Source organism: Synechococcus sp. RS9916, from assembly GCF_000153825.1.
In the GTDB taxonomy this organism is placed as follows: domain Bacteria; phylum Cyanobacteriota; class Cyanobacteriia; order PCC-6307; family Cyanobiaceae; genus Synechococcus_C.
In genome coordinates this window covers 1,001,386-1,015,348 of the sequence record NZ_DS022299.1, presented here as the reverse complement: position 1 = coordinate 1,015,348, position 13,963 = coordinate 1,001,386, and the positions used below count along the sequence as shown (strand labels likewise).

The following is a 13,963-nucleotide window of genomic DNA, read 5'->3' as shown; positions in this document are numbered from 1 at the left end:
TTGTTTGGGTTGCGTCAGCTGTAGTCGGCGCTGATCTCAGGATGGTTGGCCACAATCACCCCCAGCTCCTGCCTCCATTGATGAAGGGGCTTCTCCCAACCCTCTTCCCACTTCTGCGTCACCAGTGGCGTGGCTTGCAGTCCAATGCGGTTGCCATGGGCGATGCCATGGCTGATGGCTTCCAGTTCCGTGGGCTTGAGGCGTACCGCCTTGAAGCTGGCCAGCAGGTTGAGCAGCACGTAGGCCGGGAAGCCGATCTGCGTGGCAGTGATCGCTAGCACTCCTGATTCACCCGCTGGTTGGGTGTTGAAACCGCCAATCACGTGGTGGATGTCGTGGGTCGTGGCGATGCGCTGGGTCAGCCACAGGGCATCGGTGCTGGTGTCGCGTGGCCGGAAGAAATCGGGGTCGTAGTTCAGCTTGCGGATCATGCCGGCGTAGGCATGGCCCAGGCTGCCTTGCGGGAGTTGCTCCAGCTGGTCAACGTCGGGTTGAAACGGTGGGTAACGCTCCTCAAGCAGCTCGGCTCCGCCAGGGAGGGCACGGAAGCGCTCAACGCAGACGCCCATGGCATCACTGTCGATGAAGTTGTCGACCAGATCAGCGACGCTGTCGAGCCCCCCACCGCTCTTGGCCAGCTCCCGCAGGATGCCCAGATTCTTCACGGAGCGCAGAAGTTCCCTGGCTTTGCTCATCGGGCTCAATCTCCAGCGGAAAAGCTCCTAACCCCGCTGTATAGCGCGGGCGCACGCCGTTGAGCAGAGGCAGGCTGAAGAGGCAGAGGGCGGCCATGAAGAGCCAGAGCACGAGGCCATGGCCCTGGGTATCCAACAGGGCGCCGGCGATCAGCGGTGCGCCAGTGGCGCTGATGGCGAAGCACTGGGAGAAGAGCGCCATGGCCAGGCCCCGATGCTCCAAAGGGGTTTCCTCGATCATGGCTTCGGCGGCCGTGGGCAGGAAGGCCGCTTTGCCAAAGGCCATCGGCATCACGGCCATGGCGATCAGCACCAGGCCATCACTCCAGAGCGTGGAGCAGGCCAGCAGAAGACAACCAATGGAAAAGCTGCACAGACCAATCCCGAGCCCGAAACGGAGGCTGCGCTTGGCGACCCAATTGCCCACGGGCCATTGCAACAGCACCAGCCATCCCAGCTCCAGTGCAATCACCAGTCCACTCCAGGCGTCGCTGAGGGGAGGTCGCTGGATGCCGCCTCGCACCAGATCCAGAGGCAAGGCGCTCTGCAGCAGCGCCACCATGCCGGTGGCCACGATGCTCACCAGCAGCACCGGTATGAGCGGTAGCAACCAGTGAAAGCGTGAGGGTGCTTCTGCAGGGCTGGCGTGGCTGCCGTCTTCGTCTGGAGCGTTCAGCTCCGTTTGCAGTTGTGCGAGGCGGCCGTCGGGCAGGGGGCGCCAACCGAGCACCACCAACATGGTGAGCACGGCAATGGCTTCTACCCAATAGACCGCTCGGATCACGCCGAGGGCTGCCAGAACGGCTCCACCCAGGGCGCCAAGGGCCACCCCGCAGGCATCTGCAGTGCGCGCCAGGGCATACCCCCGACTGGATGGGAAGTTGGCGCTGCTCAGCGGCACAGCCAATTCGATCGCAGGGAAGTACAGACCCGCCGCGATGCCGATCAGCATCTGGCCACTGAGATAGCCGCGAAAGTCGGTCGAGGGCAGCAGCACCAGATCGGCCATGAGGGCCAGAAGGGCCGCCCCCCGCACTGGCCAGGAGCAACTGAGGCCTCGATCCAGGAGCACACCGCAGAGAAGGCGCACCACGGTGCCGATCAGCGCTGCGGCTGCGAGTCCTTGGCCCACCTGGCTGGCAGAGAGGTCAACCTGATGAAAAATGATCGGTGTCATGTAAATGACACCGCCGGCCCCGATGGACGCGAGCAGCCGGATCCATGCCAGTTCTTGCAGGGCTGCGGGAAACTGGTTCCACCAGTTCAAGGGCCTGGGTCTTGCAAGGACGACGTTCAACAGGACGACCCACGCGATGGTGGGCGGAGATTGGATTCAACTTCAGTCTGGTGGTCGCCTTGGTGTCTCCGTGCCCATTGCGGGCAGCCGAGCAGCTGGAGGTGCAGTTCGATGGTGTCGTTATTCCTGTCGCCATCAAGGATCTGGTCGCTTGGGGCCGGTCTGGCGGTGTGTCGGATGCCGAACTGAGTATTTGGCTGGATCTGCTGGAGCCCGCCAGTCGCCAAGGAATGCTGGAGTTGCTGCGGGCCCCGTTGATCACGGATCGGAGCATGGCCCGTCAGATGCTCGACAGCTGGGCCGGGCGCCGTCTTCTGGATGAAGTCGCCGATTTGGTGCGTGTTGATGACGACACGGTCGGTGTCACCGTGCTCAGCACCCTTGAGCGCTTACTCCAGGAGAAGCCCCAGGTCACCAGCCTGGATTTGCTGGAAGCACTGCCAGCCGAGAGGGTGCGTCTCGACCTTGATGGCCTGGTGCAGGTGGCCGCCCATTGGCGAGAGCAGCTCCAACGTCAGCAGGCGCTGGTGGCTCGGCTGGATCGCATCCCCTTGCAAGCGGTGTTTCCTCCCGCCGAGCCGGCGGTGGAGACGCTCAGCCTCCCGACCATCCAGGCGTTGCAAGTCCCGCATCGCACCGAGCCGCTGGAGCTACAGCTCTGGCAGCCCAAGGATGCTCGCCGGCCCAGCCAGGCCTCGGATCGACCTTGGGTGGTGCTGATGCCGGGGCTGGGGGGGACCCCCGACCATTTCCGTTGGCTGGGCCGGCTGCTCAGCCATCAGGGCTGGCCTGTGGTGGTGTTGGAACACCCCGGCAGTGATTCCGAAGCTGTGGGGGCCTGGCTTCAGGGCAATCGTCGCCCTCCCGGCGCTGAAGTGCTGCCCGATCGCCTTCAAGACCTGGATGCTGTGCTCAAAGCCCAGGCCGATGGCACCCTTCCGGTCCGCGGCGAGCGGGTGGTGCTGGTCGGCCATTCCATGGGAGCGCTCACCGCCTTGTTGGCGACCGGTGTGCGCCCGCAGCCCGGTCTGGAGTGGCGATGCCGTGAAGCTCTGGATGATTTGCCCCTGAGCAATCTCTCGCGATTGCTGCAGTGTCAGCTCAATGCGGTCGATCTTCCCCCCACCAAAGCGCCAGCCCAGCTGGTGGGGATTGTGGGGATGAACAGTTTCGGCAGCCTGCTCTGGCCCCGAAACCGGCCGGTGCGGATTCCGGTTCCTGCCTTGTTCACCGGCGGCACCCTCGATTTGATCACCCCTCCGCTGAACGAGCAGCTTGAGTTGCTGTTGGCCACAGCTCCAGATCCCCGCAGCCGGGCGGTGCTGGTGGAAGGTGCCAGCCATTTTTCGCCGATCCGGGTGGAGGCCCAGCTGACCGAGTCAAAGGACAACGACCTGTTCCAACTGGGTGAGGAACTGGTGGGGGTGCAGCCGCTTCAGGTGCAGGCGTTGCTCGGTGAGGAGATCATCACGTTCTTGGAGCAGCTCACGCCGGGCCGCCAGGGTTCAGCGTCACAAGGGGGCCCCGCCTTGATTCATCGCCAAGCCGGCAGCCTGCACCTGCACCGAATCAATGCAGAGGGGGCCATTCAGCTGTTGAACGAGTCTTAGTACCGCACCCGGGGATCGAGCAGGGCGACCAACAGATCCACCACCACGCTCACCATCACCACCAGGGCTGCCACCACCACCACGATCCCCTGCACGACGGGGTAGTCGCGTTGATTGATGCTCTCCTGCAGGCGCAGGGCGATCCCTGGCCAGGAGAAGGTCACCTCGATCAACAGGGCTCCGCCAATCAAGGAGGCCACGGTGATCCCTGCGATCGTGAGCACCGGCAGCATGGCGTTGGGTAGGGCGTGTCGCAGTACCACCTGGCGTTCATTGAGCCCACGGCTGCGGGCTGCTTCCACGTAGTCAGAGCGCAGGGCCCGGCGCAGGTTGAGCCTCAGCGCATTAGTGAACACGCCGCTGAGCAGCAGGCCCAGGGTGCAAGCCGGCAGCACCAGGTGACGCACCGCTCCGTTGAAGGCGTCCCAGTCACCGCTGCGCAGGCTGTCGAAGAGCAGGAAGCCACTGCCGGAGGGTGCCACCAGACTGGGTGGGAAGCGGCCACCAACCGGCAACCACCCCAGGATCACGGCGAACAGCAGCTGCAACAGCATCGCCACCCAGAAGGGAGGCAAGGCGTAGGTGCCAATGCCATAAAACCGCCCTGCCAGATCGAGCTTGCCCTCCGGCCGTGCGATGCCACTGAAGCCGATGCTCAGGCCCACGAGCGCGGCCAGCGCCAACGCGGTGATGCTCAATTCCAGGCTGGCGGGCAGTGCCTGGGCAATGATCTCGCGCACCGGCTCCTGGTTGATCAGCGCTGAGCCCAGATCTCCATGCAGCAGGCCCTTGAGGAAGTCGAGGTATTGATGACCCAGTGGCATGTCCAGCCCAAGGCGTTGTCGCAGCAGGGCTTTGGCAGCGGCTGGTGCCCGGCTGCCGAGCACGGCATCCACAGGGTCGCCAGGGGCAACACGCAGAAGCAGAAACACCAGCGTGGCAATCAGCCAGAGCATCACTGGCGCCAGGGCCAGGCGCGTGGCGCAGTAGCGCAGCAGTTCACGACTTCGTGCCATCAGCGCCGCTCCTGCAATCGGGCCAGCTGCAACTGCCCGCTGCCATTGAATTCTGGTGGCGCAAGATCCGTCTGGGCCCAGGCTTTGGGGGTCACCAGCCACACCGGCAGGTAGGCGGCGCCCTCCGCGGCCATGGCATCAAGCTTGAGCAGTTGCTGCAGCCGCGGCTGTCCTTTGATCGCATCACTGCGGCGCAGGGCAGCCTCCAGGCCGGGCTTGGTCCAGAAGCTGCCACTGATCACGGCTTCACCGGCTTCGCACACCTCGCCGCTGGATTCAGTGCAGCTCAGCAGCGGCGCGAGATAGGCCTCTGGATCGGGATAGGAGCCGCCCCAGTCGAGCATCACTGCCTTGAAGGCCCCTTCACCGAGCTGACGGTAAACGGTGGTCGACTCAACGCCCTCGAGGCTGAGCTGCACGCAATCATCGAGATCGCGGCGCAGCTGGGCCTGCCAGGTCAGAGCCATCAGGCGGTCGGAGGGCACGTTGGAGCGGTAGGTGAAAGGCAGCTGCAGGGTTTTGCCCTGGCAGTAGCCGGCTTGCTTGAACAGGGTGCGGGCCTTGGTGGGGTTGAAGTGCGGCCAGGGTTCCGGCTTGCCGCCCCGCAGGCTGGGGGGGATCAAGGACCGCAGCGGCCGGCGCTGGTGGTGGCTCACTCGTTCACTGATGAGGGGGCGATCGAGGCTGTAGGCCAGGGCTTGGCGCACCTGCTGCGATTGCAAGGGCGGTGCATTGCTGAGCAGGGTCACGTAACCGATCTGCAGGGCTGGGCCGGAGCTCTGCAACAACAGGCCTGCTTCGGCGCGGCGGTCGAGAGCCAGCCGTTGGTCTTCATCAATCGATTCCGACATCAGCACATCCACTTCGCCACTTCGCAGGGCACCGAAAAGGGCGGTGGAGTTGCTCAGGTTGATCAGATCGAGTCCAGCGTTGCGGGGCGGTTCGCCCCAGTAGTCCTTGAACGGCACCAGCCTCTGCTGGGTGGCCCGGAAACTCGCCAATCGATAAGGGCCGGTCCCAATGAAACGGTCGTTGAGGAAGCTGTCTTGATGGTTGGCGTAGGCAGTCGGAGAGACTGGGGTGAGGTAGGGGGACGTGAGCAGGCTTTCCAGTGAGCTGGATGGACGACTGAGGCGCAGTCGCAACACATCAACCGCAGGCGTTTCAATCGCCTGAATCCGGTCGCCCACCACGTAGCTCTGGGTCCCGATCCGTAGGAACCGGCGCAAGCTGAAGGCCATGGCCGCTGCATCAAAGCGGGTGCCGTCGTGGAACAGCACGTCGCGCCGCAGCGGAATGGAGATGGTGCGGCCTCCGTCACTGATCTGGGGCTGGCGAGACGCGAGCTGGGGCTTGAGGCTGCCGTCACGTTCTCGGCTGTACAGGGTGTCGCCGAGCGCGGTCAACAGCTGCAGGGTCCCGTAGGTGCTGGCTTGGGCAGGGTCAAGGGACGCGATCCGGCCTGCGCTGGCCACCGTCAGGCGATCACTGCGGCGATGGGGTTGACAGGCGAGTTGGCTGAGACTGAGGCCAAGCAGCAGGGCGGCCAGGACTGCTCCTGAACCTGAATGTCGCTGCTGTTGCACCGGGGGATTCGTCTTGGCTGCGCCCATTCAAGGGCGATTGGTTGTTCCTGGGGCGGGGGCGTGGTGATCTGAAGCGTCTGTCTGATCGATTTGCCCGAGGGAGATTTCGAACACGTGGGAACCGCCTGAGGCTTGAAGCGGCCAACGCCTCACCCAGCAGCGGTCGTGGCAATCGTCGATTCCAATCACCTGGAACAACTCGTTGCTGTCGATCAGCTGAACGCAGTCGCCCTGGTGCAGATCCATGGTCAAGGCTGACGTTGGCTGCAAGCAGCGTTGACCAGTGGGACGGATCAAGTCGTTCGGCATGAACTGTCGCAAGCACAGATCAGCGGATGCGGATCGATGCAGCGGAGATTTGTAATAACTCTGCCCTATCTCAGGGGGCGAATGCCAGTGCGTTGACGGCGCGACTTCCCCCTGGATGCTCGCTCAGAGGCAGCCGAGATGGGCGGCAACGCCGCGTACCTCAGGCAAGGCGGTAATCGCTGAGAGGGCGGCCTGCATGGCGCCATTGCTCACTTCATGGGTGATCACAACGATTTCGGCGCCTGCATCGCTGGCATCGAACTGCACGATCGACTGGATCGACACGCCCTGGTCGCCAAAGCAGGAGCCGATGCGGCCGATCACGCCGGGGGCGTCGTCGGTGTTGAAACGCACATAGTTGCGTTGGCGGATGGCGTTGCTCTCGACCAGGTGGCAAGCGCGCCAGCTGCTGGCCGCCAGCAGGGGGTCGAGATTGCCGTCGTTGTCATTGAGCTGGCGGATGCCGGCGATGTTGAGGATGTCGGCCACCACGGCTGATGCGGTGGGGCCTGCGCCGGCGCCAGGGCCGTAGAACATCACGCGGCCGATTGGATCACCCTCCACCAGGATGGCGTTGTTGACGCCGTTCACCCCGGCGAGGGGGTGGTCTGTGGGCACCAGCGTGGGCTGAACGCTCACCGCCAGGGGCTGCGAGGTGCTGCTGTCTGCAGTGCTGGTGTTGGGGCTGTCGACGCGCTCGGCTGTAGCCAGCAGCTTGACTCCGTAGTCCAGTTGGGTGGCGTAGTCGACATCCCGGCTCTGCAGTGCGCTGATGCCTGCAGTGGGAATGGCGCTGCGGTCGATCGGTCCCCCGAAGGCCAGGCCGGAAAGGATGGCGATCTTGTCGGCGGCATCGAGGCCGTCAACGTCTGCGGCTGGATCGGCTTCGGCGTAGCCGAGATCCTGGGCATCCTTGAGCACGGCGTTGTAGTTGGCCCCTTCCTGGGCCATGCGCGTGAGGATGTAATTGGTGGTGCCGTTGATGATTCCGGTCACCCGTTGAATGCGGTTGCCGCCCAGGGATTGTTTGAGCGGCTCGATGATCGGAATGCCGCCGCCGACCGCGGCCTCAATCAGCACGTAGACCCCAGCAGCGGCGGCAGCAGCGGCGATTTCTTCCCCATGGCGGGCAATCACGGCTTTGTTGGCCGTCACCACGGATTTGCCGGCGCCGATGGCGCGCATGATCAAGGTGCGGGCCGGTTCGATGCCGCCCATCACTTCCACCACAACCTGCACGTTGGGGTCATCGACCACCGCCTGTGGGTCGGTGGTGAGCAGGGAGGGGTCCAGTTCAATCGGTCGCGGTCGGTTGAGATCGCGAACCGCCACCTTGGCGATCTGAAGATCAGCAATCAGGGGATGGCGACCTTCCGGGCTGCTGAGGATGGAGGCGACGCCGGCTCCGACGGTGCCAAGTCCCAGCAGGCCGATGCCGATCCGAGTGGCCATGTGCAGTGTCCGTCCGCGTCGTCAGTGCAACGACTTTATTCAGCGGTGGTCCCGGTGTTGGTGTTGAGCTGGGAGGCCTGGGACTGCATCATGCGCAGGATGTTGAGGAAGCCATTGGCCCGGGAAGGGGTGAGGCTTGCCTGCAGGCCGGTGGCGGCGATGAAGGCGGGATCGACGGCCATCGCCTCGCCGGGGGTCAGCCCGTCCAGGCCTTGAATCAGTAGGGCCAGCAGTCCCTTGGTGATGAGGGCGTCAGAAGCGCCTTGCCAGTGCAGGCGACCGTCTTCGAGGCGGGCATCCACGAACACCTGGGAGACACAGCCCTGCACCTTGCGGGCCTCGGTCTGCAGTTCTTCGTCCATGGGAGGCAGCTTTTTGGCTAGCCAAAGAACGTACTCGTAACGTTTTCGTGCGTCTGGCGTGCTGCTGAGTTTGTCCGCCAGTTTGTCGAGGGCGGCGCTGCCATAGCGGCTGCCAGCGCTGGCGGATGAATCCATGGCGTGTCAGCCCATGCGTGAGCGCCTGACCCTACCGACCAGGACGGTCCCGCCGTAGAGCCCGGCTCCGGCTCCCGCGCCGCCAAGGAGCGCCAGCCATCCAGTACTTGCGTGTTCGCCCTGGCTGACGGCATCGATCTGCACCACGCCTTCACGCATGGGCAAGGAGAGATAGTCGCGGTGTCCAGGGCCGCCATCGATCTGAACATCAAGGACGCCTTGTTGCAGGGCGGGCAGGGTCAGGGTCAGGACGCCGTTGGCATCCATTTGGCCCAGCTCCTCGCCGGGGCTGCCATCGGCCTGCAGCAGCCGAACAGTCGCGCCTGCTGCGGCATCCCCGGTGGAAAAGTTGCTGTGCAGCTGGAGCTCCCCATCCAGGTAGTTGATGGTGCTTTCGATCGCGTGGGCATGACCAGCCGTGGGGAGACCAACAGCGAGTGCACAGCTCGCCGTCCCCACCATCAGGCTGCGCCACAGAAACGCCATCGTTGCCACGTTCAGACTTCAGCCCATCCTGCGGGCCCCATGCCCTCTTGGGAAGGGTGAGAACGGAACGCTTCGACGTGGGCGGAACTGCTGCACCAGTGCACCCCCGTCTCGCACACCCAGCCATCGAAGGGTTGATCCCAAGGATCGCGAGGCAACGGGGTGGTGCTGATGCAGCTCTGGGGAACGACAGCCAAAGCGGTGACGTGCCGCCAGCTGGTGATGGCGCGCAGGCGGTCGTAGTAGCCACCGCCGTAGCCAAGGCGGATGCCGCTGGCATCCACAGCCAAGGCAGGAACTAGGAGCAACTGCAGCTGATCCGGCTCTAGGGTGGGTTGATCGATCGGGGCGGGGATGCCGCAACCGTCGGGTTGCAGTGGACCTTGATCCCAGGCGTGATAGCTGAGCCTGCCCCCGTTGGTTCCTGAAGGGTTGTCGTGGCCCCCTTCACTCCAGGGCAGTGCCAGGTTGCGGCCCCGCAGTGCTGGCAGTAACGGCCGCAGATCGGTTTCACCCTTCAAGGGCCAGTAGAGCCCCAAGTGACCTGTTGCAGGGGCGTGCTTCAACAAGGCCGCGACGGCGTTGCGGATGGCCTGGTCGTCGCGCTGCTCCCGCAGGGCGCGGAACTGCCGGCGGAGCGCCTGTTTGTCAGTCATGACAGCCGTCCCCATCGCCCCATCAGGGGCAGATGCAGCTTTAGCTGAGGTGTGTCGGCAGGCCAGAGCTCCAGCAGTTCGGCGCGAAAGTCGTGAAGCAGCGCTGGTGCCTGGCCGCCAGCGCGTCGTAATGCCGACCATGTGCTGATGAATCCCAGCAGTTCATTGCAGCTCCAGTGCAGGTCGATCTGCAACGCTCCAGGGATGGCCTGGCTGTGGGTGGGGAAGGGGAGATCCTGGTAGCGCCGATCCACGTGCGCGCGTTCAGCGGGCCACCAAGGGTTCAGACGCTGGTGGTAGAGGTCATCCAGCCAGCGTTGCAGCGCGGGGGGCGCACCTTGGATGGGGTCGTAGCCCAACCAGGCCAGCAGCCCACCGGGGCGCAGGACTCGCCTCACCTCTTGGTTGAACTGGGGCACGTCCAACCAGTGAATGGCGGCAGCCACCACAACGGCATCAACGCTCCCATCCTCCAGACCACTGTGCTCAGCGGCAGCCACCCGGTAGTGGATGCGGGGATGGCTTGGGGCTGCGGCGATCTGGGCCGGACTGAGATCGCTGGCCTCCACCCGGTTAAACCAGAGCGCCAGCCCCTCGCTGGCCTGGCCGCTGCCGCAGGCCACATCCCAGCAGCAATGGCGGGCTGGTGCTTGTTCAGCCAGCCATCGGAACAGGCTGTCGGGGTAGCGCGGCCGGCAGCTCTGATAGGCCGTGGCCACCGCATCAAACCAGCCGTGGTTCGGACTGGTGCTCATCCTTCCCGCACGGGACGCAGCATCGGCATCTCTCGGCTGATGCAGAGATTGTGGCTGTTTTCACCCCTTCTTCACCAGCGTTGTGCACTGGGTTCCACCAAACCCTTGGTGAGGGTGTGGTCATCAGAGGTTTCGCCTCCGAACTCCCTTAACCCACACGAACCATGTTCACCAAATCCTTCGCCGCAGTCGCTGCCGCCGGTCTGGTCGTCGCCACGTCCGCCACGGTCTTGCAACCAGCGCCGGTTCAGGCTGCGAGCAAATCTGATCTGCGCCAACAACTCAGGCATCAGGAACGCCAGATCCGGAATCTTCGCAACCGGAACCGTGCCCTGCGCCGCGAGCTGATCGCGCCGGCCTATCGCCAACGCTCTCTGCCGAGGTATCGCGTGATCGAAACCGAACGGGTTGCTCCTGTTAGGCCCGTGTTCAGCCTCTTCGGCGGTCAACGGGGTCCTGGTCTGTATCTCGACCTGAACTGATCCCCGGTGCTGTGTCCCAAGGACTGTGGCCTACCGCTGGAACCATCCAGTGAGGGCTACAGCAAGCGCATCGGCCGCATCATCTGGCCTGGGGGGTGAATCAAGGTTCAACTCCCGCATCACCGACTCCAGCACCTCGTCTTTGTCAGCGTGCCCGTTGCCCGTGAGTGCCTGTTTGATCTGCATCGGCGGAAACTCGACGATCGGCAGGCCAAAGCGGGTCAGGGTCATGATCACCACACCGCGGGCCTGCACCACAGCGATCGTGTTGCTGGAGCGGTAGAAGAAAAACTTCTCCACCGATGCCATGTCGGGTTTCCAGAGGCGAATCAGCTGGCGCAAGTCGCCGGCAATTTCCACCATTCGTTGCCCCTCGCTGCGCCCAGGGTCGGTGCGGATGATGCCGCAGTCGAGCATGGTCTGACCTTCCGTGCCTCGACCCGCTGAGGGGTCGACATCGATCACCCCGTAACCCACGCGGGCCAGGCCTGGATCGATGCCGAGGATGCGCATGAGGTCGCGCTCTGGATCAGGCGGCCAGGGCCAGTTCGAAGTCGGCGCGGTCGCTGCTTTCGCTGCGCTCAAACACCTTGCAGAACACCTTCACCACCCGGTCGCCGGAGTCCACCTGCTCCAGAGGATCCTTGCGCAGTCGATGACGCAGGCAGCAGGAGGCAACGCGCGCGACGTCGTCTTCCGTAACTTCGGTGCGACCTTCAAATGCGGCCAGGGCCCGGGCGGCACGGTTGGTGACGATGTCCCCCCGCAGACCATCGACATCAAGCTCGCCGCAGACAGCGGAGATGCGCAGGCGCAGGTCGTCGTCGATGCGCACCTGCTCAAGGCGCTGCTGGGCTTCCACCACGCGCTGCTGGAGGGCTTGCTGGCCGGCCTCGACGCTGCTGCTGAAGCCATCGGGATCGGAGTCAAACGCGGTGCGCTGATCCACCACCTGCACCCGCAGTTCCGGATCGCGCACGGTGCGCACTTCCACGCTCATCCCGAAGCGGTCGAGCAGCTGGGGGCGCAGTTCGCCTTCTTCAGGGTTGCCGGAGCCGATCAAGACGAAGCGAGCTGGGTGACGCACGGAGACGCCTTCCCGCTCCACGGTGTTCCAGCCGGAGGCTGCGGAGTCGAGCAGCACGTCCACCAGGTGGTCATCCAGCAGGTTGACCTCATCCACGTAGAGCAGACCACGGTTGGCCTTGGCCAGCAGGCCGGGTTCGAAGGCTCGCACACCCTCGCTGAGGGCTTTTTCGATATCGATGGTGCCGCAGAGGCGGTCTTCGGTTGCACCCAGGGGGAGGTCCACCATCGGGACCTGGCGCTCCTCGGTGCCCAGGCTTTCACCCTTTTCGAGCCGCTCGCGCACATCACTGCTTTGCAGATCCGGGTCGTTGGGGGAGCTGTTGTAGGGATCGCCGGCGACCACTTCGATGCCAGGCAGTAGGTCGGCCAGGGCACGAATGGTGGTGGATTTGCCGGTGCCGCGGTCACCCATGATCATCACCCCGCCGATGCGGGGATCAATCACGTTGAGCAGCAGGGCCAGCTTCATTTCCTCCTGACCGATCACGGCGGTGAAGGGGAAAACCCTGCGCTTCCGGGGTGCACTCACGGGCTGACACTCACTGATGGTGTGGATTGTTTCACAGGCAGGAGGGTCAGCACCTGTGGCGGGGTGGCATCGGCGGGATAAATCAGCCTGACTCGCACCAATCGCTGCTCACCGGGCTGGAGCGTCACGTGCCCCAGACGGGGACCTTCCTGACCCTGGCGCAACACCAAATGCACCAAGTGGCGGCCCCTGGGCTGGCCTTCAGCGCCGTCAATTCCGCGGACCTCTACCGGACCGCGATACATCACTGATGTGCGGGGCGGGGATTGAAAGCGTAGGTGGTTCGGGCCGCTCCCGTCCTTGATCGGAGATTCAAGGGCCAGGGCCACTGTGCGGGGGTGCGCGCTGGTGTTTTGAAGCGGCAGGCTGATGTCGTATTCGACGCCGTAATTGCCATGGGCAGCCCATGCTGTTCCAGGGCTGAAGGTCTTCAGTTCAGCGGTTTGCACCTGTCCAGTGCCCAGGTCTCCGCGTTCGAGGCTGCTGATCGGCCATCCCACCGCTTGGTCGGGCAGTGCCAGGGTGGTCTGCCCGGGATCGGTAATCCTGGCGCTCCAGCGGCTGCCGGTTTGGATGCCACTGACGCGGGAGTAAATGATTTTTCCGCGGCTTCCTCTGGGGGTGGGTTGATGCTCTTTGGGGCTCAGGCGACCGGAGTGCAGGAGCTCCTGCCAACGCTTCAGGGATGGCGGGTTCTTCTTGTTGCCCCGGGCCGCCAGGGTGGCCAGGTACACCGGTGCCGAACTGCGCAGACGCAGCTGAATGTTGCGGCCGTTGAGCAAGGGGTCGAGCCCTGCCACTGGAATCGGCAGCACCAACAGCGTGCTGGGAGCACCGGCCGTGAGGGTCCATTGCTTGGGAACTTCCGGGGCGCGGCTTCCCCTCAGCAGGTCACCCGCCACGCGACTGCCGGGGCCTGAGGCGATCGGTTCGCTGGTTTCATCCATGCGCGACGGCAGCGGCAGGAACGGAGCTGCTGTCTGACCCGGTTGGGTGGCCTGGGAGAGGGACGTGCTGCCGCCCATCAGATCCAGGGTGACTGGACCCGGGCCCACGGGCTGAGCGACGACGGCGATCCACAGGGTGGAGTCGAGCTCCTCAGGGGTGCCTGCGTAGACGTGGTGACTGAAGAGGTCAAAGCGACCACTGAGCGCTTGATTGAGCCCTGGGGCGTTGGGAAACGTGGAGAGCAGGATGCCGTCGCCAGTGATCAGCTCGGGGTTGTTGTCATTGACCACCAACACGTGATCGAGATGGCCAGGCAGAGGCTGAATCTGCTGCTGACGGGCGATTGACTCGGGGGCGGCCTTGGCGGCCGCCGGCTCAGCAGCGCGAGCCCCCGGGCCCAGCACCAAGGTGGCCCCCAGTGGGATGCCGGCGAGCTGGAGCATCGCAACGGTGAGGCCGAGGGCGGCGCGACAGGGTTGCAGCAGTGGAGCCTTGGTCATGCGGGTCATGGGGTGAGCAGCAGAGCGGGCAGTGAGCAGGGCGTACCAGTGATGGC

At 64.4% G+C, this 13,963-nt stretch carries 15 protein-coding genes; 2 read left to right on the top strand and 13 right to left on the bottom strand.

What is annotated here, in order from left to right:
- Positions 1-14: 14 nt before the first annotated feature.
- Both RS9916_RS05485 and RS9916_RS05480 read right to left on the bottom strand, forming a co-directional pair.
- Positions 15-695, bottom strand: a complete 681-nt coding sequence (locus RS9916_RS05485) for a Coq4 family protein (RefSeq protein ID WP_198003403.1) — start codon at positions 693-695, stop codon at positions 15-17.
- Positions 601-1,962, bottom strand: a complete 1,362-nt coding sequence (locus tag RS9916_RS05480; protein ID WP_007098283.1) for an MFS transporter — start codon at positions 1,960-1,962, stop codon at positions 601-603. The genes RS9916_RS05485 and RS9916_RS05480 overlap by 95 nt, the downstream gene beginning before the upstream one ends.
- Between RS9916_RS05480 and RS9916_RS05475 the strand changes: the two genes are divergently transcribed.
- On the top strand, positions 1,917-3,602 hold the full coding sequence (locus RS9916_RS05475) for an alpha/beta hydrolase (RefSeq protein WP_083773036.1): 1,686 nt from the start codon (positions 1,917-1,919) through the stop codon (positions 3,600-3,602). The two genes, RS9916_RS05480 and RS9916_RS05475, sit on opposite strands and share 46 nt — an antisense overlap.
- Here the strand turns inward: RS9916_RS05475 and RS9916_RS05470 are convergent.
- From RS9916_RS05470 to RS9916_RS05435, 8 genes are all read right to left on the bottom strand, one after another.
- Positions 3,599-4,618 carry an ABC transporter permease gene (locus RS9916_RS05470; RefSeq protein ID WP_007098281.1) on the bottom strand — a complete coding sequence of 340 codons (1,020 nt, stop codon included), beginning with the start codon at positions 4,616-4,618 and terminating at the stop codon, positions 3,599-3,601. The two genes, RS9916_RS05475 and RS9916_RS05470, sit on opposite strands and share 4 nt — an antisense overlap.
- Positions 4,618-6,231 (bottom strand): ABC transporter substrate-binding protein, encoded by a 1,614-nt coding sequence (locus RS9916_RS05465; RefSeq protein ID WP_007098280.1) that lies wholly within the window; start codon positions 6,229-6,231, stop codon positions 4,618-4,620. Before RS9916_RS05465 ends, RS9916_RS05470 begins: the two co-directional genes overlap by 1 nt.
- The gene (locus RS9916_RS05460) at positions 6,232-6,450 is read right to left on the bottom strand and encodes a hypothetical protein (RefSeq protein ID WP_156777618.1); all 219 of its coding nucleotides are present in this window, start codon (positions 6,448-6,450) and stop codon (positions 6,232-6,234) included.
- A gap of 186 nt (positions 6,451-6,636) precedes the next feature.
- On the bottom strand, positions 6,637-7,965 hold the full coding sequence (locus RS9916_RS05455; RefSeq protein WP_007098278.1) for a homoserine dehydrogenase: 1,329 nt from the start codon (positions 7,963-7,965) through the stop codon (positions 6,637-6,639).
- A 35-nt stretch (positions 7,966-8,000) separates the two neighbouring features.
- Positions 8,001-8,462 carry a SufE family protein gene (locus tag RS9916_RS05450; RefSeq protein ID WP_007098277.1) on the bottom strand — a complete coding sequence of 154 codons (462 nt, stop codon included), beginning with the start codon at positions 8,460-8,462 and terminating at the stop codon, positions 8,001-8,003.
- 6 nt (positions 8,463-8,468) lie between these two features.
- Positions 8,469-8,948: a hypothetical protein gene (locus RS9916_RS05445; RefSeq protein ID WP_050752248.1), complete on the bottom strand. Its 480-nt coding sequence runs from the start codon at positions 8,946-8,948 to the stop codon at positions 8,469-8,471.
- 11 nt (positions 8,949-8,959) lie between these two features.
- Positions 8,960-9,604 (bottom strand): 5-formyltetrahydrofolate cyclo-ligase, encoded by a 645-nt coding sequence (locus RS9916_RS05440; RefSeq protein ID WP_007098275.1) that lies wholly within the window; start codon positions 9,602-9,604, stop codon positions 8,960-8,962.
- Positions 9,601-10,359 (bottom strand): class I SAM-dependent methyltransferase, encoded by a 759-nt coding sequence (locus tag RS9916_RS05435; protein WP_007098274.1) that lies wholly within the window; start codon positions 10,357-10,359, stop codon positions 9,601-9,603. Before RS9916_RS05435 ends, RS9916_RS05440 begins: the two co-directional genes overlap by 4 nt.
- 164 nt (positions 10,360-10,523) lie before the next feature.
- Here RS9916_RS05435 and RS9916_RS05430 point away from each other — a divergent pair, with 164 nt between their 5' ends.
- A complete protein-coding gene (locus RS9916_RS05430) occupies positions 10,524-10,841 on the top strand; it encodes a hypothetical protein (protein WP_038023345.1) in 318 nt (105 codons plus the stop codon).
- Positions 10,842-10,871: 30 nt separating this feature from the next.
- Here the strand turns inward: RS9916_RS05430 and ruvC are convergent, their stop codons facing one another.
- Genes ruvC through RS9916_RS05415 form a run of 3 tightly spaced genes read right to left on the bottom strand, consistent with a single transcriptional unit; the run spans position 10,872 to position 13,916 of the window.
- A complete protein-coding gene (gene ruvC, locus RS9916_RS05425; RefSeq protein WP_007098272.1) occupies positions 10,872-11,354 on the bottom strand; it encodes a crossover junction endodeoxyribonuclease RuvC in 483 nt (160 codons plus the stop codon).
- A gap of 16 nt (positions 11,355-11,370) precedes the next feature.
- Entirely contained in the window at positions 11,371-12,459 is a 1,089-nt protein-coding gene (gene bchI, locus RS9916_RS05420) for a magnesium chelatase ATPase subunit I (RefSeq protein ID WP_007098271.1), read from the bottom strand.
- Positions 12,456-13,916, bottom strand: a complete 1,461-nt coding sequence (locus tag RS9916_RS05415) for a DUF3370 domain-containing protein (protein WP_007098270.1) — start codon at positions 13,914-13,916, stop codon at positions 12,456-12,458. Before RS9916_RS05415 ends, bchI begins: the two co-directional genes overlap by 4 nt.
- Positions 13,917-13,963 lie beyond the last annotated feature (47 nt).